Raw genomic sequence first — 21,680 nt, 5'->3', positions numbered from 1 at the left:
TCCCTCACCTTTGCTAGACTGATTTCGAAAACCGATATCGAATTTCGATATTAAGGAGATGACACATATGGAAGACCGCGTCTTGCGGAAGCTGTTTCTCGGATTCATCCACATCCACATTTTGCACCACGCCGCGGAACACCCCGTTTACGGAGCATGGATGGTCGATGAGCTTCGGGAGCACGGGTACGAAATCAGCACCGGGACGCTCTACCCGATCTTGCACGGGATGGAGAAAGACGGGCTCTTGATTCGTGAAAACGAGACGGTCGATGGACACGTTCGCAAAAACTACGTGACGACCGAAAAAGGACTTTCTGTGTTGGCGGAAGCCCGTCAAAAGGCATACGAGTTATTCAAAGAAATTAAGGAGTGAAGATATGACGACAGAACGTGTGACGTTCAAGACGTTACTAGAAATTTTATTCGTTTCAACGAGGCTCGGTCTCACCTCATTCGGTGGTCCGGTCGCCCACCTCGGTTACTTCCACGAGGAATATGTGAGACGACGCAAATGGATGGATGAGAAAGCTTACGCCGACCTCGTCGCCTTATGCCAATTCTTGCCCGGACCGGCGAGTTCACAGGTCGGGATTGGGATCGGGATTGTCCGCGGTGGCATATTAGGTGGGATCACCTCGTTCATCGGCTTCACGACGCCGTCGGTCGTTGCCCTCATCCTATTCGCTTTATTGTTATCCGGACTCGACGTCTCCGATGCAGGCTGGTTATACGGCTTGAAAGTCGTCGCTGTCGCTATCGTCGCCCATGCCATCTTAGGGATGGCGAGTAAACTGACACCTGATACAAAGACACGAACGATTGCCTTTTTTGCCTTGGCAGGCGTCCTACTCTGGCAAACGACGTTCAGTCAGGTATCGTTCATTCTCCTCGCGGCCTTCGCAGGATTCCTGTTGTTCAAGCCGGACCGTCTCGATACGAAATCGAGTGCGTTCCCGATTTCGAAACGTCTCGGGACCATTCTGCTGTCGATTTTTGGGGCACTTCTCGTCATCTTACCGATTTTACGGGAGACGTTTGAGAATCAGACGATTGCCTTGTTCGATAGCTTTTACCGGGCCGGTGCCCTCGTCTTCGGCGGCGGACATGTGGTCTTGCCACTACTAGAACGAGAACTTGTACCTGCTGGTTTCTTGAGTGAAGAAGCCTTCCTTGCAGGATACGGTGCCGCTCAGGCCGTTCCTGGTCCGCTTTTCACGTTCGCTTCTTATCTTGGAACGGTGATTAACGGTGTGCCGGGTGGTATCCTTGCGACGGTTGCGATTTTCTTGCCGGCCTTCTTGCTCATCCTCGGAGCACTTCCGTTTTGGGACGCGCTCCGTCACAACCCGAAAGTCGCCGGTGCCCTCATCGGTGTCAACGCGGCGGTCGTTGGGATTTTGATTGCGGCATTCTACAGCCCGATCTTCACGAGTACCGTCAACGATGCGGTCGACTTCGTGTTCGCTGCCTTCCTGTTCGTGATGATTGCTTATTGGAAGTTACCACCGTGGGCACTCGTCATCGCCGGGGTACTCGGTGGAACGTTGATTAATCTGATGTAAGGTGCAAGGGACCTCGTGTCCCTTTTTTTATTGGATTTTTACGTCATTTGATTGTTAATCTTTTGAAACCATTCCCTCCTCCACGCTCGTTATACTGAAGAATGGATTCAAAAATAAGGGAAATGTCCGCTTTACTAGAAAGGAAGTGGGGGCATGCAACCACTCAAACATACAACGTATATGCCTGGTCTCGACGGCTTGCGCACGTTCGCCGTCTTGGCTGTGATTTTATATCATTTAAATGTACCTTACATACCAGGGGGATTCCTCGGTGTCGATGTCTTCTTCGTCCTGTCCGGTTACTTGATTACCGGGATCTTGATTCGCGAATGGACGAAGACCGGCACAATCGATTTGAAAAAGTTCTACCTCGCGCGTTTCCGTCGTTTGTTGCCGGCACTCGTCTTGATGCTGTCGGTCGTGATGACGTATGTGACGCTGTTTGACCGCTCCTTGCTCGATACGGTGCGCCAAGATTCACTGGCGGCACTCGCCTATGTGAACAACTGGTGGTATATCTTTCACGAAGTCTCCTACTTCGAGAGTTTCGGAAAGCCATCACCGCTTCAAAATCTATGGTCTCTCTCCATCGAAGAACAGTTTTATGCGTTCTGGCCGTTGCTCCTACTCGTCGGTCTCGCGTTCCGGAAGCGATTGCTTCAACTGCTCGCTGCGCTTCTATTCGTCTCCGCCGCCTGGATGGCGTTCCGATATGTCCCGGAAGCCGATCCGAGCCGCGTCTACTACGGGACCGACACGCGATTGTTCGGTCTGCTCATGGGAGCCGTCCTCGCCTTCGGTTGGCGTCCGGACACGTTTAAAGAAACGATCCCGCATATCGGACGCCACATTTTGAACTGGACCGGCGCCGTTTCGCTCATCGTCATCGTCGGGATCATCAGTAACGTCAACGCCTACGATGCATTCCTCTATTATGGAGGTTTCTTGCTCGTCGCTTTCCTATCCGCCCTATTGATTGCCGCTGTCGCCCATCCGGCGACCATTTGGTCACGACTGTTTGGAAGCGTTTGGCTTCGCGTGATCGGTACACGCACGTATGGGATATACTTGTGGCACTATCCGGTCATCATTCTATCGACACCGCTCGATCGACTCGGGACGTTCTCGCCACTTCTTTCCGTCGGGCAAGTGGCGTTGACGCTTTTGATCGCCGAGTTGTCGTATCGCTTCGTCGAGACACCGATTCGTCGAAACGGATTCAAACAAGCGTTCCGTCAGCTCGTCTCAACACCGACGCACCCGAACGCACGCTTTGCCGCCACGGCATGTGCGACCGCGCTCTCACTCGTTCTCGTTGGGAATTTGACCATTCTGGCGTTCTCTGAGTCGAAGCCGGTCGAAGATGAAATTCCTGTCGTGAAAGTACCGATGCCAAAAGATGAGACAAAGGACGTTCCGAAAGAATCGGAATCTAAGGAAACAGAGGAAGTCCCGTCTGAAGATCAATCGACAAAAGAAAACAAAGCACCAACTGAAAAACCAGAAGAACGAACATGTCCACCGGCTCTCGCGATTGGCGATTCGGTCATGCTCGGATTGAACGAATATTTGGCAGATGCTTTCCCGAATATGAAAATCGACGCCCAAATCGGACGTCAAGTTCGCGATGCAATCCCAGTTGCCTCTCAGTACCAATCGTATAATGCTCCAGGTCACGTCGTGTTCCTCCATCTCGGAACGAACGGTGCCTTCAAAATGGAGCAACTCGAGACGTTGCTCAAGCAGTTCGAACGAGCAGATGAAATCTATTTGATCAACACACGTGTCCCACGTCCATGGGAGAGTGAGGTCAATAAAAAACTCGCTCGGGCCAGTGAGCTTCATGAGAACGTGTCCCTCATCGATTGGCATGAACGCTCAATCGGAAAGGAAGCGTACTTCGAAAGTGACGGGGTCCATTTAAATATTAAGGGCGCCGAAGCGTTTGGCCACGTATTGAACGAAGAAATCGGCTGTCAACCAAACTAGGCTCTTGCGAGTGCAAGAGCCTAGTTTTTTTCTTTCCTAAATACGTAACGTCCCAACAACTTCACGTACGCCAACATTTCACGGATCATATATCGCACTTTCGCAAGCGGTGGGGTCGGTGCATACAAAGCATCACTCTCGAGCTGAAAGTACAGTCTCGCAATCAGACGAGCGCGCGGCACATGAAAATCATTCGTCACGATCGTCAAACCGGACGCCCCGCCCCAAATTGAGCGGCTATGCTCAAAGTTCTCGATTGTCGACGTCGATTTCGCTTCCGCATGAATCCGTGTTGCATCGATTCCTTGCGCCATCAGTTCTCGTTCAATGACACGCGCCTCCGCCATCCCTTCATCTGGTCCCTGTCCACCTGTTGCGATCAGTTCGACATGAGGATGTGCCTTCGCATAGGCAGCCGCTACGTCAATTCGATGTTGGAGCGCGCGGGACGGTCGAGTCCCATTCACTTTCGCCCCAAGGATGATGACGAACCGGTATGTACCAGTCGCGTTCTTTCTCATATTGTCACCTCATATTCGTCCATTCTCTTTTAACCATACTTAATCAAGAGAAAGATTGCACGAATCCATTCTTTTTACAAATTATAGTCAGTGTTTTGGGATATATATGAAATAAAATTACCAAATAACCATAAAATGTTTTAATATAAAGGAGATAAGACTTTTTGAGGGAGGACTGGTGACCCATGACAGATTCAGATAAATGGTTATCCACCCGCTTCTTGTATACACGTGATGCACAATTGTTTGCAGAAATCGAAGTCGTCGAGCTCGACCCATCTCACTATAAGTTTGTGATTCATCCGACACCGCTTGGCGCCGGGGAATCTCCTTATATGCGACAAGGTCCCCTCGACTCAGACCATCTTCCCTCTGCATTTTCTGATGTGAGCCGTGTGTATACGAGACAGCTGGATTGCTTACGTGCAGCGACACGTCTCGTCTCTTCGATTGGACCAGCTCGCTTCACAACACATTGACTAAAAGAACGGAGTCGCATCATGCGACTCCGTTCTTCTTTGTTATCGTTTCGATAATTTGACGATAAATGGAATCGGTTGATCGATTCCTTCATATTTCGCTCGCAAGACAACGATATGCTCTTGGTCATCTCGTTGAATGGTAACATTGGATCCTTGAACCGTCACGAGATTCGGGTGTGAACTCTCCCAATTCGTGATGCTCTTCGCCCCGATTCCAAGTAAACCTCCATACTGCGTTGGCAGAGTGGCTGTTTGCGCATTACCCGTCAATGCGCTCACAACTGGATTCAAAAGGGTGCCAAGCGAATCGAGCAACCCACCGAGTAACCCCGTATCGACATCTTGTGTGGACATATTGATGATTTGATTTGTACTAGCATTGCTGACGGTCAAGGTAAATGGCGTGACCACATCATTTTCCCGAACGTCCCCCGTACTCGTCATCAGCGCCGGGTTACTTGAGGTCCATGTGAGCGGAGTACCATTCAAGCTCGTTGGTAACGACAAATCAAATACCGGATATAGCGTCCCGAATGACGACTTAACTTTCGTCACATCGTCTGCTAATACCAACTGAACATTCGCTGCAACCGACCCACTAAACGTCTTCGTCCGAGTCAATCCGTTCTTTGTGACCGAAGCCGTCAGGATGAACGATTTCGCATCGGTCGGATCTTGTTGAATCACCCCGGTGTTCGAGATGACACCCGGTTGATTCGAAGACCAACTGACGTTGATTCCGTTTGATGCGGACGGAAGTGAGATGTTGGTCGACAGGTTAATGAGATTACCAAGGTTGATGGCATTTAAAGCCGCGTCGAGCTCGGCTGTCAACACCGCATCATCTTTTGGTACGAGCAAGTTCGAGAAGGTACGTGATTTCGTCACACCGTCCTTCGTCGCATTGACCGTAATCGACACCGTTTTATCCGTCGTACCACGTGTGACAACCCCACTGTTCGAGACGACCGCTGGATTCGATGAGGACAGCGTCGTTGTACCACCAGTGAATGGCGGTAGGACAATGTTCGATGTGAGTGGACTTGTAATCGACAGTGCTGCCAAGTAGTCATCTACTTCCCCTTCAGCCCCGCCTTCTTTCTTCGGTACAAGTAAACCGAGGAAAATTTTCGTTTTCGTGACCCCATCTTTTGTCACTGTGACGACGAGCGAAACGGATTGGTCCGTCGTACCTCGTGTGACAATCCCACTGTTTGTAATAACCGCTTGATTCGAAGACGTCAAGGTCACCGTCGCCCCAGCAAGAGGTGGGAGTGTGATATTTGAAGTCACTGGGCTTGAGATGACCAGTCGATTCAAGTAATCATCAATGATACTTTCCGCCGATGAATCTTTTTTTGGTACGAGGATATTCGGGAAGGACTTCGTACGCGTCACCGCTCCCTTCGTTGCCCGTACGGTCAAATTGACATACACGTCTTGATTTCCTCTCGTAACGACACCAGAAGTGGAGACGACTGATGGATTGCTCGATTCAATCGAGAAGACGACACCCGGATAGGACGGCAATTCGATGTTCTTCGTGAGCGGGTTATCGATTTGAATGCTGTTGAGCCAGAGGTCGAACTCTTCTTCGTCCGTCTGGGAGCGCTTCGGAATCAAAATGTTATTGTAGGTGATTGATTCCGTGATGTCCCCACGTTTCGCTTGAATCGTGAACGTCACAAGTTCATCATTCGTTCCGCGCGTCACTTTACCAGCACTCGACAAAGCCGACTTGTTTGAATCAATCGAGAATGTCACACCGTCAATTTGCGGTAAGACGATGTCATTCAACAACGGATTCGCCACTTGGATATTAAATAATAGACCTTTTAATAGATTGCGAATATCCGATTCCGAATCACCCGGAACCTGTCCGCCTTTTAATGAAACGACCACCGGTGATGTCCGCTTGACGCCCGACTGGACATACATATTATAGGACGCAGGTTTGAGCGGTAGAGATGCCACTTTGTAAGATCCATCTTGTTCAGGATAAATCAACTTTTTATACTGTACTTTGGTTTCTCTGTTTTCAGCAATCAAGTAGTGACGTACGCCTCGAGCCGGATAATGAATTTTACCTACGGCCTGAATCTGTTCATTGTTCGTCAAAATGGAAAAAACGGGTTGGGTCAAATGAACATCTCGCACCACAAGCTTCGCTTTTCCACTGAAGTATAAGTTTAATCCACGAGCTTTATAGCTGACCATTCTTGTTCCTAGCTTACTTGTGTATGCTGGGCCCCACTCCAATGGATAAGTGGAACGCTGACCATTTGCAAAATAAGCAGTTAATTTGGTCGGCAAATTCGCCTTTTGACCTTTTCCGACCGCACGAATGATTGGCGTTGAAACCTTGATTGGATAGTTCTTCACTCTCACATACCAGGTCGCTTTCTTGTTCGTGCCTTGAACGCTTCCAACGATTCGTTGAGTTCGATTCAAGTACTCTTTTTGAAAACTGACTTTCGACCATTTCACTGAACGATAAGCGTACCGCCCGTTAGATAATTTGACTTTCACACTTTTTGGATAAGTAAATTTCTTAACCGCATACGTAACTCCTCCATAGTGTGTATACGATTTTGGTGAGTAGACATGGGTCACAGATGAACTTGCCTCAACCTTCGACCCTGGTACAATGGTAAATCCGACAAGTAAGAAAAAACACAAAAAAAGAGCAACGACTTTTTTCATTCATGCATCCTCCTTTACTAAAAACAAGGCGACAGGTATACATGATGTGCGTGCCTCTAAGGTGTTAATCTTTTTTACCCCGAAAACGAAATAAATATGTAAATTTTGTAATATAAATAATACAAAAGTAACATAAAAAATACTTATTTTGACTATTATGGTGTCAGAATACTTTTGGTGACATTTATCACATAAATAATGAATAAGTTCGCTATATTCAAAAAGAGAACTTCTGATTCGAAGTTCTCTTTCCATAAGTCGCTATTCCATTTCATCAGATAATCGCTGAAGTTCCATACGTAACTTCTCGATTTCCAACGACTGTTCCTCATTCATCATAAGCAGTTGGTCGAGCTGTCGTTTGGTCGTCACTAACTCATCGCGTGTCTCTTCAAGTCGTTGTTCCCGATCTGTCAATTTCCATGTACAGATTCGGTTCGAACGACAAGCATGAAGTTGATCATAACGAATATGAGGATAACGCTCGACCAAATCGATTTCTCGAGCACCTTTTTCTATCACCTGTTCAAGCACCTCGAGTAGGCGTTGTTGCGATTGTTCGTCTCGAAAATGTTGATCGACGAGTGTAGCCGAGAAGCTCGCAAGGTTCCGTCGCTTCGTCTCATCCATCAACTCGAGAATCGCCTCACCGATTTGTCCTGGTGAATACCCTTCATACTTATTCCCGATGCCTCCGAAGTTCGTACTCGCGATATCTTGCCACGTCGAAGGAGTGACCAAGCCTTGATAGCTTTTGCTCCCGACAGCGATGGTCGGTTTACCGAGTGCCATCCCTTCCAGCGCAGACCGTCCGGGACCGATGATGAAATCGGCACGCCGCATCGCTTCAGGGAGTTGGCTTTGTTCTAGCCAACCAAGCCATTCGATGTTCTGACCTGTCCCCGCCAGTGCGGCTTCATAACGCTCGGCGTATTTATCTCGCTGTGTTCCGTCACCGATAATCAACCAGTCAATCGGTAAAGACCGCACCCTCTCGTCTTCTAGTGCATCTAAGAAGACATCTAGTATAAACAGTTTGTCCGCATCCAGGCGAGACGTGAATAAGCCCACGATACGTTCTGATGACGATGTTTCCTCCGACGGAACAAAAGTCGAATCGACCCCATTCGGGATGACAGTAAGTTTTGATTCGATTTCCGGACAGTGCTCAGTCAGGTGTGTAGCAATCCGTTCCGATACCGCAATCACTCGCGAAACGCTCGGATGATACTGCTCAATCTCATCATAATACATCCCGTGGATGACGAGGACGAACGGGATTGCGTTCGCCTCCGCCACCGCGAGACCAAATTGACGCGCGTCGAACGGATGCGCATACACGACATCGAACGGCTGTGATCGGATTTGATCGATGACACATTGCACGTCCTCACTCGAATAGTCCGTCTCGACGACTTGCCCGCCGATTTTCCTTACTTCATCGGCAAAGGGACCAGGTTTACAGACAACGGTCACCTCATGCCCCTCTCGTAGAAACACTTTCAAAGAAGATAAGATGTGGAGGTGTAATCCTCCCATTGCGGAGTGAAAAAACACCGGTAGTAATATGTTCATAATGAGCACCTACCTTTTCTCCGTAATCGATTGATTAGGGTTACAAGCCTTCTTGATACATCGAACCAAGACCACGGATGCGATCGTTGTGAACGAACAGCACCGCATCTACCTCATTTTCTTTTGCATAATCCGCAATGCTGACATCATAGTCGTCGAAGTAACGGACATCAAGCGCTGACACCGTTCCGAATGACTCTCCAAGATAGCCAAGCATCGGGTTCGCATACGAATCTTTTAAGACGAGCAAGTGATAATCATTTTTCGGATTGTTTTGTGTGATTTTCGATTGGGCATAGTTATCACCCATGAACAAGTTGTAGTAGTTCGTGAATTTCGTCGAGTTCTTCAAGACATCCGTATCTAGGACCGAATGACCACAGTCGTCGCCATTTCGACAGACTGTCGTAGTAAATCCGTCTTTCGGTTCAAGGTACGTAAATTGATCAGGTGACTCGACGTAAGGCATCGAAATTTCACGGGCATGAGATCCATAAAACGGACCGTCTACCGATTTGATTTCCATATCCTCCATCGATAAGGCAGGAGCATCAGGGAACTGCTCGCTTAAGCGTTCCATGATTTGTTCATAAGCCATGAATGCCCCTTCCGGACGCCAGTGGTGATCCGTCTTAAAGTAAATATCTTTTCCTGGCTGATCGCCAAGCGTTTCTTCTAAGTCGATGAGCGGAATCTCATTCTCTTCAAGACGTGCATGAAGCTGTCCTCGGTTTTCTGCATCTGCCGACTCGATGTAATCTGGGAAGATTCCTTGTCTTGTCGCATAGACCGGTTTACTTGGGGCCGATGCGAAGTAAGATGGAATGTCAGCTTCGCTCATCTCTTTTTGAAATTCTTTAAAGAAGACCCCAAGTGACGAATAGTCGCTCGCCACAGGATCTGGTGCATACAAGAACTCATCGATACTGATGACACCGTTGTTCATCTGTTGTTGCAGAACGTTCCGTTGCACCCAAGCTTGTGTCTCAATCCACATGTAACGCTCAAACACCTGATCGTTTGCTGATGCCTCGAACTCTTCCATATACGTTCCATCCAGAATCGTCTCGACAGATGGATCCGGGCGCTGTGCTAGCATCCGTCCCTCACTATCTGAACGTGCTTGTTCGGTGCCAAAGGCGTAAACGGCGAGTCCATAAAAGATGGTGCCAAGGAAGCCGATCAATAGGATACTGTTGACCACCCAAGAAAGGCGCCGCCTTTTCGAACGGACTTGTTCGCTTTTGGTTTGTTGTTCCATTGTCAGCCCTCCTTAGAACCGGAAATAAATGAATGGGTTAAATGTACTCGATACGACATATGAAATCGAGATACCGAAAATGAGCATGATATACGCCGCTCGTGCAAGACCAGCGCTTGCAGCAAGCACAGGACGATCCGTACTCACTTCATGACGCAAGAAGCGGGCGACTAGCATTTTCGGAAGCGGTGTAGCAGCAATCATCGAGATGACAAGCACGACACCGTACTGAACAATGTAGTAATATGCCGTTTGATCGAATACTTCACCTCCGTGTAATCCAAACATCACTTGCAGATACTCTGTTGCGTACGTGAAGTTATCGGCACGGAAGAATACCCAACCGATGACGACGATGAAGAGCGTGAACGCGTGGGCGAGCCATGCCGGCCATGCGGCAAGCCATTTTCCAAGAAATGCCCGTTCGAGCATGATGAAAATCCCATAGTATAATCCCCATGCGATAAATGTCCAACTCGCACCGTGCCATACCCCGGTCAATAACCAAACGATGGTCAAGTTGCGATACGTCTTCCAAGGACCTTGACGATTCCCGCCGAGTGGGATGTACACATAATCTCGGAACCAGCTCCCAAGTGAGATGTGCCAGCGACGCCAAAACTCAGACACTGATTTTGAAATATACGGATAATTGAAGTTCTCAAGGAAATGGAACCCAAACATCCGACCGAGACCGATCGCCATATCCGAATAACCTGAGAAATCAAAGTAAATCTGTAGCGAGTAAGCGATGACACCGATCCAGGCGAGTGTCGTCGACAAATCCCCGGCCGATTGACTGAATACCTGATCCGCGACGTATCCACAACTGTTCGCTAAAATCATTTTCTTCCCTAGACCAATGACGAATCGTTGAATCCCAGAGACGAAGTCATCGACTGTCTCACGGCGGTCCACGATTTCATCTGCGACCGTTTGATAACGGACGATCGGTCCGGCAATCAATTGTGGGAAGAACGATACGTAAAGTGCCAAGTCAAACAAGTTCTTCTGTAGACGCCCATCGTTTCGATACACATCGATGACATAACTCATCGCTTGGAATGTAAAGAATGAAATCCCGAGCGGAAGAGGAATATCCGGGTCGTTCAGCGAGAAGCCAAATACCGAGTTGACGTTCTCAACGAAGAAACTCGCGTACTTGAAGACCCCAAGCATCCCGAGGTTCCCGAGAAGCATGAGCACCATCGTCCATTTGATTTTCTTTGCATCATCACGATACTTGTCGACCATAAAGCCGAACACATAGTTCATGACGATCGATGCGAGCATGATTAAGACGAACCGTGGTTCACCCCATGCATAGAAAAATAAACTTGAGACGAGTAAAATCGTATTTTTTAACCAGCGTGGTGACACGAAATACAGCAGCAGCACGACCGGTAAGAAATAAAATAAGAATACCGTGGAACTAAATAACATACCGTATGGTCCCTTTCTCCCTTAAGACTTGCTCCGCTTAGCGGAACGTCACATAGAGATCATCAAATCGTACAGTGGTCGGTTCAAGCGTTTCTACGATGTATTTGTAGGACATCTTGAAATACTTGGCATCTTCCATTTGTTTGACGACTTCTACAACGGGGTTCACCCCTGGGTTCAATGTGAGCATGAAACGCTTATTCGATAAACGTTCTTCGTCTGAATACTGCATGACGTACAATTCTAGTCGGATGGCGCGGTCGCCTTCGACATAAACGGATGTGTTGACTTCCATTTCATCCCCTTCATCCATCTTGGCATCAGCCAAAAAGATTTTCGATGGGGGAATTTCAAATTTCAAGTCAAATAGTTGAACATAAATCGAGTCCTTTAGCGATTGAGGTAAAAAGGTGACCTCTGTCTTGTATTCCTCTTCGCGCATCGACATATGATTTTTATGTGGTCCACGCGGATAGTAATGGTAAATCGCCGGACGAATTCGCTTCGTTGACATGCAAGCACCTCCGAATCATTAGGATAATGATACAGAAAAGAGTTGCTGTGCCGGGCACAAAACAACTCTATTCGTTTTCATTTAGTTGGCAAGGATGGCATCGACGATTCGACGTGACGCCTCACCATCACCGTACGGGTTCGATGCTTGTGACATCGCTTTGTATGCCGTTTCGTCAGACAAGAGCTCATCCGCGAGTGAGAAGATGTTCTCTTCTTCAATCCCTGCGAGTTTGAGTGTTCCTGCAGCTACACCTTCTGGACGTTCTGTCGTGTCACGAAGGACGAGGACAGGTACACCGAGAGATGGTGCTTCTTCTTGTACGCCACCTGAATCCGTTAAGATCAAGTGCGACGTCGCCGCATAGTTATGGAAGTCGAAGACGTCGAGTGGTTCGATCAAGTGGACGCGTTCGACATCGTGAAGAATCTCGTTAGCGAGTTCACGAACGACCGGGTTCATGTGGACCGGATACACGACTTCAATGTCATCATACTTCTCGATCAAGCGACGGACCGCACGGAACATGTTACGCATCGGCTCACCCAAGTTCTCACGACGGTGTGCCGTCAACATGACGAGACGACGACCTTGTGAACGGATGCTGTCGAGCAATTCGCTCGCATAGTCGTCACGGACTGTCGTTTTGAGTGCGTCGATTGCCGTGTTCCCTGTGACGAAGATCATCTCTTCGTTCTTGCCTTCACGAAGGAGGTTGTCACGCGACGTTTCCGTCGGTGCGAAATGAAGGTCAGCCATGACACCCGTCAATTGGCGGTTCATCTCTTCCGGGAATGGTGAATATTTATTGTGTGTGCGCAGGCCAGCCTCAACGTGACCGACTGCGACTTGGTTGTAGAAGGCTGCGAGTGATGCCGCGAATGTCGTCGTTGTGTCCCCGTGGACCAACACGATGTCTGGCTTCGTTTCAGCGATGACCTCGCCCATCCCTTTCAATACGCGTGATGTGACATCGTAAAGCGTCTGCTTGTCCTTCATGATGTCGAGGTCATAGTCCGGTTTGATTTCGAACAACTCGAGCACTTGGTCAAGCATTTGACGGTGCTGCGCTGTCACGACGACAATCGGTTCTACCCCTTCACGTTTTTTCAACTCAAGTACGAGTGGTGCCATTTTGATGGCTTCTGGTCGCGTCCCAAAGACGGTCATGACTTTTTTCATAGGTCGTTTCGCACGGTCTGACTTCGCCGTGCTTCCTCCTCCCAATTGCTCACGCTTCGTTCGATACAGCGACCGACGAATGGCGTGTTTGTAGTTGTTCTTCTGTCAAAGGCGGTAAGATGTATGTCTCTCCGAGCTCTGTCGCATCGACGACCGTCGTACGACGTTTGAGCTTGTCGGCTTTAAACGAGTCTTGTTGCTCTTTAGACAAGTTGCGGAACCATTTCAAAAACTTGTTGTACTCCCGAACAACTTCATCGACTGGTCCATATTCGCGCACTTCTCCGAACTCGAGCCAAAGGCCGAGCGTACAGAATTGGCGAACTTGTGAGACCGAGTGACTGATGAAGAAAATCGTCTTCCCACGATCTTTGAACTCGTTCATCTTGGCGAGACACTTGTCGGTGAACGTTTGGTCCCCGACCGAGAGCGCCTCATCGATGACGAGAATGTCTGGGTCGACGTTGATTGAAATGGCGAATCCGAGACGGGACTTCATCCCGCTCGAGTACGTCTTGACCGGCTGATTGATAAAGTCACCGATATCGGCGAACTCAATGATGGCCGGTGTCAAATCGATAATCTCCTGTTTCGTCATCCCGAGCATCAACCCTTTGAGCTCGATGTTCTCGAGCCCAGTCAAGTTGCCGTTCAAACCAGAAGAGATCGCAATCAACGCCGTCTTTCCGTGAAGTTCGATTTTTCCGTGAGTCGGCGGCATGACGTCAGCCAACAAGTTCGACATCGTCGACTTCCCTGACCCGTTAATGCCGATAATCCCGACCACTTCCCCGGGTGGAACTTCAAACGTGACATTGCGAAGCGCGTAAAACTGTTTGCCCCCTGCTTTACTGAAGAAGATCTCTTTCAGCTTATCAGATTGCTTGTTATAAAGCGTATATCGTTTCGATACGTTTTCAAATTTAACCTGGTACATAAGGTCCTCCTCAAATGTAATCGATGAAGTGTCGACGGAAACGCAAATGAATCATCGACCCGACGAAGAAGAGAACGAAGACGATGGCCCAGTAATAGAGACCGTAAGCCCAGTTAGTCGCCAACCAGTCGGTTCCGAGGAACATCGACCGATATCCTTCGACTAAATAATAGAGCGGATTGATTTGTAGGATATTCGCGAGCTTCGCCGGCGGCACCCAAAAAATCGGTGTCAAATACATCAACATCCGCATCATCGACTGAAGAAGGTTTTGAAGATCGCGCACGATTGTCGTGAGCGCGGACGTAATCAAGGCGAGCGAGTACAGTAGTGCAAGCGCACTGAACGCCAAGTAGATAAACCAGAGCGAATGCAGCCCCATCGGGAATCCGAATGCCCACATCAAGATGAACGAGACACCGACTAACGCCACGTGGCGATAGAAGAGTGCGAGCAAGACGTATGCCGGAATCGTCGAGATTGGGAAGCTCATTTTGGAGACCATGCCGATTTTCGAATAGACGGACCGGGCCGTCGAGGTGATCGCCGAGGCAATAAAGAACCAGACGACAATCCCTGCGACCAACCATGGCAGAAACGGCACGCCATCAATCGGCCTGCCGCTTCGAATACCAAATCCAAATACGAACCAGTAAACTCCAATCTGCAATAACGGTGTCACGAACTCCCATAAAAATCCGAGGTACTGCATCGAGTTGTTGCTTCGCGTCTCATACGTGGCGAGACGGAAAATCAAGTACAAGCTCGACTTTAGCTCTGAAAGAATAGCTTTCGCGGATTTAAACATGTTCATTCACCTGAATCAAAGAACGAGATTCGTTTCCTTTGTATATTTGTAGAGGTTGCCGTAGTTGACGACCGCTACGTCTTCACCTTCTGGTTTCACGATGTTACGTGTGTCGAAGATCATCGGACGACGCATTGATGACTTGAGCTCTGCAAAGTCGAGGACTTTGAACTCGTTGTGGTCAACCAATACGAGGACGAGGTCTGCGTCTTTGAGTGCTTCTTCTTTTGAAACGAGCTCGAAACGGCTTGATGTTGATTTTTCAACGTGTGAATCGTGAACAGAGATGTTCACACCACGGTCAAGCAAGATTTCAGCGATTTCAACCGCTGGGCTTTCACGCATGTCGTCGACGTTTCCTTTGTATGTCACACCAAAGACAGCGACTTTCGCGTCTTCGATTCCAGCAGTCAACTTCTGAACGTTGTCTGCAACGTAGTGTGGCATCGAGACGTTCGTCTCACGTGACAAGTTGATGATTTTCGCGAGGTCAGGTGATTTCGCGACGATGAAGTACGGGTCGACCGCGAGACAGTGTCCACCGACACCTGGTCCTGGGCTATGCAAGTTGACACGTGGGTGCTTGTTCGCCATCTCGATGACGTCAAGAACGTTGATGTCTAAGTCGTTACATACTTTTGCGAGTTCGTTCGCGAGTGCGATGTTGACGTCACGGAACGTGTTTTCCATGAGTTTCGACATTTCTGCCGTCTTCGCATCCGTTTTCACGATTTCACCTTCAACGAATGTACCGTAGACGCGTGCGCCTGCTTCTGCACATTCTGTCGTGATCCCACCGACGATGCGGTTGTTGTGCACGAGCTCATGAAGGATTTGTCCAGGCAATACGCGCTCTGGGCAGTGTACGAGATAGATGTCTTCACCGACAGTGAATCCAGCTTCTTCGACGAGTGGTTTGACGAAGTCGTCCATCGTACGTGGTGCGATTGTCGACTCAACGATGATGACGTTGCCTTTTTCAACGAATGGCAACACTTTGCGTGTCGCATCCAAGACGTACGTCAAGTCACATGATTTGTGCTCGTCGTCGTTGTTCGGAGTTGGGACCGCGATGATGAAGGCATCTGCTTTCTCTGGAGAGAGTGATGCACGGAACTTCCCTTTTGCCACGACGTCTGCGACCATTTCGCCGAGACCTGGCTCTTCAATGTGGATTTCTCCACGGTTCAATTTATCAACAACATGTTGTGAGATATCGACTCCGACGACGTCGACGCCATAGTTCGCAAAGACAGCCGATGTCGGTAATCCGATATATCCAAGACCTACTGTACATACTTTCATTGTGTGGTAACCTCCAAATGTTTTGACGCGCTTTTTAAATAGCGCATTGTCCATCATTTTATTTCACATTCGATAATAAAACAATACTCATTATACTCTTGAACAATTCTTTGGTGCAATTACATTTTCATGACAATGTCGTCGCAAATTGTTCGTGTGTTTTGCCTGAAATGATTTGTTCCATCTCTCGATAGAGACGATCGAGCGCGAAATGTTTACGGGCATACGCCTGATAGGCTTTTGCGTCCGTCTTCAGCTTCTCGGTATCTTCTTTATAAGAGAGGATCGTATCGACAAATTTCGACGTATCCGTGACGAGTAGTTCGTCTGGGTAAATTGTTTCCGCACCCGTCCAGTGGCGGATGAGCGGGTATGATCCTGCTGCCATCGCTTCGGCCGGTGCGAGATGGAAACTTTCCAAGTCACTCGTCGAGAAGACGAATCCGATCGATTGGAGCCACGTATCGACGTCATTGCCGTGTCCATCGAAGTGGACGTGGTCGCGAAGTTCTGACTCCTCGATTCGTTTCAGTAGCGCCTCGTAGTACGCGCTCTCCTCTTCGCGCTTCCCGATCCAATAGACGTCTTTTGGATGGTGTCCTTTGAAGTGGAGATGGTACCGCTTGTCCGTCTTCAGCAGCTCTTCGAGGACGTCGAGCGCGAGGTCCGGACGCTTCAGTTTCGGGTTCATGCCGATCATACCGAGACGGAACGTCAAATCGTCTGCCTGTTTCGGTTTGTCGAGCTTGTCCGCGTCGACGGCGTTGTAGATGACCGTCATCTGGTGACGCGGGATTCCGAACAGACGATGCATCTCTTCTAACATATACGGTGAGACGAGGATGATGCGGTCGATGTTGTCGAGCGCATATTCCCGTGGAAATGGTGTTTCTTTCTCCTGACGATGAATCCGGACGATGAGGCGTTGATGCGGCAACTTATGTTGCGAGTACCAGACGGCGTTGCCGAGGCCCCATTCACAGAAAATGACGTCTGCTTGTGCGAGACATGCCTTGCTGTGATTTACATCATGAATCTTGTGTCCATCCCACTGGTCGATGAGGACCCGGTAGCTCGGGTCGGCCTCAAAGCGTTCCATGAACATGCGGATGAACTTCAAGTCGTGACCGGCGAAGAGGAGCGTCGTCTTCTGCATCTCCCAAATCGCGTCACGGAGACGTTCGAACGTGCTGGCGAACGTATAATTCTTCGCCATGTTGTAGAGCCGTTCCGCCGCATCCTTATAGATGGCTGGATGCGTGAAGGCGAGTTCAACCTTTTCGATGAATTCGTCTTCCGAATTGACGAAGAGCGGGTAGCTCGACCCGAGCAACATCTCGTGCATCTTGTTGCGGTTAAGGAGGACCGGCTTCCCGAGCGCCCCATATTCGAGAAGCTTCGTCGACAACTCGAGGCTGTCGTCAAGGTCCGGGTGACGCCACGAGATGCCAATGTCGCTCTCTTCGATGAGCGTCTCGACGTCCGCACGCGGGATACCTTTCAACCAGTGGACCCCTTCGTCCGTTTGAAGACGATGCGTCACTTCTTTACGGAAGTTCGGATTGTTCGGGTCTTGGTTGAACTTGTCTCCCGCCACTTTCAATTCGACGTCCGGCATCCGGACTCGTACTTTCTCGAGTGCGTCGAGAATTTCAGCCGAGTACCAGAGTGGCGCGAACTTTCCTGTATAGACGAGACGCTTCGCCTGACGTTTGAACGTCGGCGTCGCCTCACGCATGTTCGGGATCATCGGGTTCAAGATGAGGAACGGCTTCGGCGTCTGTAAAAACGTCTCGAAGTACGCCTTCATCTCCGCTGTCTGACAGAGCATGCGAGCCGAACGGTCCGCAATCTTCTTCAAACGTGCCAACTCCTCCTGTGACGCGGCCGATGAATCATGCGTGAAATCTGTGAGATAAGTCCACGTCTTTTTCATCGTATGTTCATAATCGGAGAGCGCATAAGCGAGTTGGAACCCACGGATGAACGTCATGTCATACTGTTTCGTCTCGACGAGCTCGTGGATGAGTTGGGCCGCCTCTTCCGGCTGGAGCACCTTCTTCTCATAGTACGGCTCCTCCTTCTTCGTCGAGTCTTCCGTGAAGACGTCGATGAAGTTGACGCGGTCGAGCTGTTTGATAGACGCCGTCACTTCCGGTTTCACAATCGAGCGCTTCAAGAGCACGTCGACCTCGATGTTCGGGTCCTGGTTCAACATATGCACGACCGACGTGAGCCAGATGGCTGATCCGTCGATCAAGTTCAAATTGACGTCCCCGTATACGAGGATTCGGAGCGGTTGCTTCGTCATAATGTTACCTCCTGAAGGTCCGCTTCATCCATGGCGGCACCGGCTTTCACATATTGATACGGGTCGACACTGAAGATGCGTTTGCCAGAACGAGCAAGCTCGTTCAAGCTCTCATCCGCTTCAAAGATGTGGAGTGCCTCCTCCACCGTATAGAAACGGAGTGCCGACGGCTGCACGATCGAGCGGGACGGTGTCGCATCAAACACATAACGATACGATTCGTCATGGTCCTGTTTGACGAGCTGACCGTCATACGTATAGTAGTCCTCTTTCGTCAGAACGTCCGCTTCTGCGTAGCGTGCCGCGAGCAGATAATCGCTCAAGTAGTTCGGACCGTAATAATCGTCCGACTTCAAGTGGGCGACCCAATCGTACGCTTCGACCATCTCCGTGAACGAGGTATAGTGCGTCAAGTAGCTACGCATATACGTCGAGATCGACGGCGTGTTATACGTGTTGTATACATCGATGTGATCCTCGAACTTATCGAGGAACATCATGAGATGTTTATGCTCATAACGTTGCGCCTCGAACTGAGCGACGACGCGTTCTGCCTCTTCGCGCGACTTGATGAAGGCGACTACGGCAATCTTCTCGTGGTCGACACGGTACGGGATGCCGACGTCTTGGACGATTTTCGCCAGACGTTGCGTATACGTGTGATATGTCAACACGTGACGCATACCACGCATCGCGATGTCCTCATAGAATGAGTCATCTGTCATCAAACGGCGGAACGTTTCATCCAAGTCAGATTCTCCGTCGTCAAGGAAGACGTAATCGCCAAGCATGGCATCAACCCCGACCGAGCGTGTACTGACGACCGGTGTGGCGCAGGCGAGTCCTTCGAAGACGCGACGTGAGAACATCGTCGGTGAATCGTTGACCGAGTTGACGTTCAACATGACTTTATATCCTTTATACGCCTTGGCAATCTGGTTGTATTTCAAACTGCCGCGAATCGAGTGACGGAACTGTTCCGGGAATTGAAGTTGGTCGCTCTCCCCGCGTTGGTTGATCGCATAGTTCCGATCATAAATCGCAAGACCATACTTGTCTGCTGCCGCGAACAGTCTGTCCATGTCAGCTTTACGCGATTCGTGACGGTTCGCATAATACGAACCGGCGAAACACGCATACGGTTCACGAGTCCCTGGTAAGCGAATCGGGTTATGTTCTTTCGGCTGTGCCGCGAACGGTAACGCATCGACACGGTCATGACCACAATCTTCTTTATAGTTCGGAACGCGGTTCATGTCGGTCGTATACACATAGTCGAATCGCTTCGCCGTCTCAATGAAACGGTCGTAGTGAATCGGGTCTTCTTTGTTCCAAAAGACGGTCGGGATGTTGTGATAACGGCACCAAGCGAGAAGCGCATCGAGCTCTTCCCATGTGTTCGTGCCATATTTGACGATTTTCTTCTCCCATGCACCGGCGTTCCCTTTCCACGCCGATTCGACGACGAGGACGTCCGGTTGCTCATCGAGGAGCACCGTCTTCCAGTTGTCCGGTGTGAACGTGATGAGCTGACACTCTGGTTTGTAGGATGCCATCGTGAACTCATCGAAGATGGCCGCGACCTTCAGTTCGTGTAGTTCACGTGGGATTGGTGCGAAGAAGCGAGCCTCGCGCACGTCCATCCACGTCGGGTTTTCTGTACCATCGCTGACGAGTTCTTCAGCGACACGGATGCGGTCGACCCGAGCCTCTCCGACACCGTCGACACGGAGGGCGAAACGAAGGAAGCGGATGCCACGGTCAAAGTAGAAGACTTTCTCGCTTCCGATTTGAACCTGTTGCATAATCTGACGCTCCGTCGCCGAGTAGGCAATGATGTAGAGGACGACATTCGCCCCTTCATCGGCTACACCATCGAGCGTGACACGGTAACGACTGTTCGCCTTCACTTCATACGGGAACTCTGTCGGGAGCAGTTTGAAGCTGTTGTTCATCTCGGCATACGAGATGTAGCGGCGCTGATCGTCCTCGCCTTTCAACTGGACGACGAGTTGGTCATCTCGACTCTTCAATTTGATGAGGTCGGGTGCCGGGATCGTCCACATGTCCGGTTTGAGGGACAAGACGTCTTCACGGCGGACACTCTTCTCGCGAATCATTCCGATATTTAAGTTCTCAAGCTGTCCTGACCCGTTCACGCGGATGAAATAGCGGATGGAACGGTGTGACGGTGCGATGCGGACGATACCACTCAGTCCGAGTGGCACTTCAATCAAACGATCCTGCCCAGACACCGTATACGTCGCGATGAACAGCGAGGCGTCCGCTGTACCCGTGCGGTCCCCTTTCAAATAGAAACGATACAAGTCATCGTCCATATCACCCGTCTCAAAATCGATGCCACGTTCCGTATCGACGTGTGGCAGCGCGATCTCATCGACGCCATAGTGCGTGTATTGGTTCCCTTCGGCACGGACGACGAGCGCGTCTCCGTCGAAGTGAGCAATCTCACTCTGTGGTTTGAGAGAACGGAGTGACGACGACGTAAGCGGATAACGGAAATCAAAAGCATCAAGTGATACGTTCGCAGCCGTCCCTTCGACTGTCCAAAGCGACAGCTTGCCGAGCATGAGCTCGACGAGGCTGAACGCTCCTGCCCCGTTGACTTCAAGATGAGCCCGGACGATTTGTTCACCCATGCCGAGCGTCACATCGACCTGATCGCCGTCCTGTACCGTCACGTAACGAGTACGTCCACCTTTACGCACGACTTCTAACGTCAACGTTGGCATCAGACCTTCGCGCGATTTGACACGCATCATAGCCGTGAACGTCTTTTGACCTGATTCGACGAGGTCGTTCACCGAGATGATATCTGAACTCGCGTTCGGTCGGTACGTGACGGTGACCGGCTCGTCCCCAGAGAAGACAAGGTCCGTCCCTTCAACGTGTACGTAAGGTGAGCGTGTATACCAGTTCGGTACGAGTTCACGTAGTTGATGCGATTTGTTCGGGCGTTTGTTCAACACTTTACGACCGAGTCGCTTCGACCGTTGTACCCCAAGGTAAGCGGCGCGACGTGCTTTTTTCTGCCAATCCATCCTCATATCCTCCAAATCATCG

General features: G+C 49.8%; 16 protein-coding genes. 4 read left to right on the top strand and 12 right to left on the bottom strand.

Annotated features, from left to right (window positions below):
* The first annotated feature begins 67 nt into the window (after positions 1-67).
* The 3 genes from KOG47_RS02570 to KOG47_RS02560 all read left to right on the top strand — a co-directional run bounded on the left by KOG47_RS02570 (position 68) and on the right by KOG47_RS02560 (position 3,554).
* A complete protein-coding gene (locus KOG47_RS02570; protein ID WP_215243709.1) occupies positions 68-376 on the top strand; it encodes a PadR family transcriptional regulator in 309 nt (102 codons plus the stop codon).
* 4 nt (positions 377-380) lie between these two features.
* Positions 381-1,565, top strand: a complete 1,185-nt coding sequence (chrA, locus tag KOG47_RS02565) for a chromate efflux transporter (protein WP_215243708.1) — start codon at positions 381-383, stop codon at positions 1,563-1,565.
* A 153-nt stretch (positions 1,566-1,718) separates the two neighbouring features.
* Positions 1,719-3,554 (top strand): acyltransferase family protein, encoded by a 1,836-nt coding sequence (locus KOG47_RS02560; protein WP_215243707.1) that lies wholly within the window; start codon positions 1,719-1,721, stop codon positions 3,552-3,554.
* 20 nt (positions 3,555-3,574) lie between these two features.
* Here the strand turns inward: KOG47_RS02560 and KOG47_RS02555 are convergent, their stop codons facing one another.
* Positions 3,575-4,075, bottom strand: a complete 501-nt coding sequence (locus KOG47_RS02555) for a YdcF family protein (RefSeq protein ID WP_215243706.1) — start codon at positions 4,073-4,075, stop codon at positions 3,575-3,577.
* Between the two features lie 185 nt (positions 4,076-4,260).
* Between KOG47_RS02555 and KOG47_RS02550 the strand changes: the two genes are divergently transcribed.
* Positions 4,261-4,554 carry a hypothetical protein gene (locus KOG47_RS02550; protein WP_074036045.1) on the top strand — a complete coding sequence of 98 codons (294 nt, stop codon included), beginning with the start codon at positions 4,261-4,263 and terminating at the stop codon, positions 4,552-4,554.
* Between the two features lie 42 nt (positions 4,555-4,596).
* Here KOG47_RS02550 and KOG47_RS02545 read toward each other — a convergent pair whose 3' ends face one another.
* From KOG47_RS02545 to KOG47_RS02495, 11 genes are all read right to left on the bottom strand, one after another.
* Positions 4,597-7,260, bottom strand: a complete 2,664-nt coding sequence (locus KOG47_RS02545; RefSeq protein WP_215243705.1) for an immunoglobulin-like domain-containing protein — start codon at positions 7,258-7,260, stop codon at positions 4,597-4,599.
* A 261-nt stretch (positions 7,261-7,521) separates the two neighbouring features.
* Positions 7,522-8,799: a glycosyltransferase family 4 protein gene (locus tag KOG47_RS02540; protein WP_251131838.1), complete on the bottom strand. Its 1,278-nt coding sequence runs from the start codon at positions 8,797-8,799 to the stop codon at positions 7,522-7,524.
* A gap of 76 nt (positions 8,800-8,875) precedes the next feature.
* Positions 8,876-10,096 (bottom strand): DHHW family protein, encoded by a 1,221-nt coding sequence (locus tag KOG47_RS02535; RefSeq protein ID WP_214690553.1) that lies wholly within the window; start codon positions 10,094-10,096, stop codon positions 8,876-8,878.
* 12 nt (positions 10,097-10,108) lie between these two features.
* Positions 10,109-11,539, bottom strand: a complete 1,431-nt coding sequence (locus tag KOG47_RS02530) for an MBOAT family O-acyltransferase (RefSeq protein WP_159562817.1) — start codon at positions 11,537-11,539, stop codon at positions 10,109-10,111.
* 37 nt (positions 11,540-11,576) lie between these two features.
* Positions 11,577-12,053, bottom strand: a complete 477-nt coding sequence (locus tag KOG47_RS02525; protein ID WP_159562818.1) for a hypothetical protein — start codon at positions 12,051-12,053, stop codon at positions 11,577-11,579.
* Between the two features lie 81 nt (positions 12,054-12,134).
* Positions 12,135-13,235 (bottom strand): non-hydrolyzing UDP-N-acetylglucosamine 2-epimerase, encoded by a 1,101-nt coding sequence (gene wecB, locus KOG47_RS02520; protein WP_012727108.1) that lies wholly within the window; start codon positions 13,233-13,235, stop codon positions 12,135-12,137.
* 49 nt (positions 13,236-13,284) lie between these two features.
* Positions 13,285-14,172 carry a teichoic acids export ABC transporter ATP-binding subunit TagH gene (tagH, locus tag KOG47_RS02515; RefSeq protein WP_012727109.1) on the bottom strand — a complete coding sequence of 296 codons (888 nt, stop codon included), beginning with the start codon at positions 14,170-14,172 and terminating at the stop codon, positions 13,285-13,287.
* Positions 14,173-14,182: 10 nt separating this feature from the next.
* The gene (locus KOG47_RS02510; RefSeq protein ID WP_012727110.1) at positions 14,183-14,980 is read right to left on the bottom strand and encodes an ABC transporter permease; all 798 of its coding nucleotides are present in this window, start codon (positions 14,978-14,980) and stop codon (positions 14,183-14,185) included.
* 15 nt (positions 14,981-14,995) lie between these two features.
* A complete protein-coding gene (locus KOG47_RS02505) occupies positions 14,996-16,285 on the bottom strand; it encodes a nucleotide sugar dehydrogenase (protein ID WP_074036038.1) in 1,290 nt (429 codons plus the stop codon).
* A gap of 127 nt (positions 16,286-16,412) precedes the next feature.
* Entirely contained in the window at positions 16,413-18,596 is a 2,184-nt protein-coding gene (locus tag KOG47_RS02500) for a glycosyltransferase (protein WP_215243703.1), read from the bottom strand.
* Positions 18,593-21,658 carry a CgeB family protein gene (locus tag KOG47_RS02495; RefSeq protein ID WP_215243702.1) on the bottom strand — a complete coding sequence of 1,022 codons (3,066 nt, stop codon included), beginning with the start codon at positions 21,656-21,658 and terminating at the stop codon, positions 18,593-18,595. Before KOG47_RS02495 ends, KOG47_RS02500 begins: the two co-directional genes overlap by 4 nt.
* Positions 21,659-21,680 lie beyond the last annotated feature (22 nt).

Source organism: Exiguobacterium sp. s121, assembly GCF_018617245.1.
In the GTDB taxonomy this organism is placed as follows: Bacteria; Bacillota; Bacilli; order Exiguobacteriales; family Exiguobacteriaceae; genus Exiguobacterium; species Exiguobacterium profundum.
Note: the sequence above shows the minus strand (reverse complement) of the source record. Positions and strands in the feature narration are given on the sequence as shown.

Coding starts and splice junctions, on each gene's coding strand:
- chrA (WP_215243708.1), top strand. CDS start 381: ATGACGACAGAACGTGTGACGTTCAAGACGTTACTAGAAATTTTATTC.
- KOG47_RS02570 (WP_215243709.1), top strand. CDS start 68: ATGGAAGACCGCGTCTTGCGGAAGCTGTTTCTCGGATTCATCCACATC.
- KOG47_RS02495 (WP_215243702.1), bottom strand. CDS start 21,658: ATGGATTGGCAGAAAAAAGCACGTCGCGCCGCTTACCTTGGGGTACAA.
- KOG47_RS02525 (WP_159562818.1), bottom strand. CDS start 12,053: ATGTCAACGAAGCGAATTCGTCCGGCGATTTACCATTACTATCCGCGT.
- KOG47_RS02530 (WP_159562817.1), bottom strand. CDS start 11,539: ATGTTATTTAGTTCCACGGTATTCTTATTTTATTTCTTACCGGTCGTG.
- KOG47_RS02560 (WP_215243707.1), top strand. CDS start 1,719: ATGCAACCACTCAAACATACAACGTATATGCCTGGTCTCGACGGCTTG.
- KOG47_RS02510 (WP_012727110.1), bottom strand. CDS start 14,980: ATGTTTAAATCCGCGAAAGCTATTCTTTCAGAGCTAAAGTCGAGCTTG.
- KOG47_RS02545 (WP_215243705.1), bottom strand. CDS start 7,260: ATGAAAAAAGTCGTTGCTCTTTTTTTGTGTTTTTTCTTACTTGTCGGA.
- KOG47_RS02535 (WP_214690553.1), bottom strand. CDS start 10,096: ATGGAACAACAAACCAAAAGCGAACAAGTCCGTTCGAAAAGGCGGCGC.
- KOG47_RS02555 (WP_215243706.1), bottom strand. CDS start 4,075: ATGAGAAAGAACGCGACTGGTACATACCGGTTCGTCATCATCCTTGGG.
- KOG47_RS02500 (WP_215243703.1), bottom strand. CDS start 18,596: ATGACGAAGCAACCGCTCCGAATCCTCGTATACGGGGACGTCAATTTG.
- tagH (WP_012727109.1), bottom strand. CDS start 14,172: ATGTACCAGGTTAAATTTGAAAACGTATCGAAACGATATACGCTTTAT.
- KOG47_RS02540 (WP_251131838.1), bottom strand. CDS start 8,799: ATGGGAGGATTACACCTCCACATCTTATCTTCTTTGAAAGTGTTTCTA.
- KOG47_RS02505 (WP_074036038.1), bottom strand. CDS start 16,285: ATGAAAGTATGTACAGTAGGTCTTGGATATATCGGATTACCGACATCG.
- wecB (WP_012727108.1), bottom strand. CDS start 13,235: ATGAAAAAAGTCATGACCGTCTTTGGGACGCGACCAGAAGCCATCAAA.
- KOG47_RS02550 (WP_074036045.1), top strand. CDS start 4,261: ATGACAGATTCAGATAAATGGTTATCCACCCGCTTCTTGTATACACGT.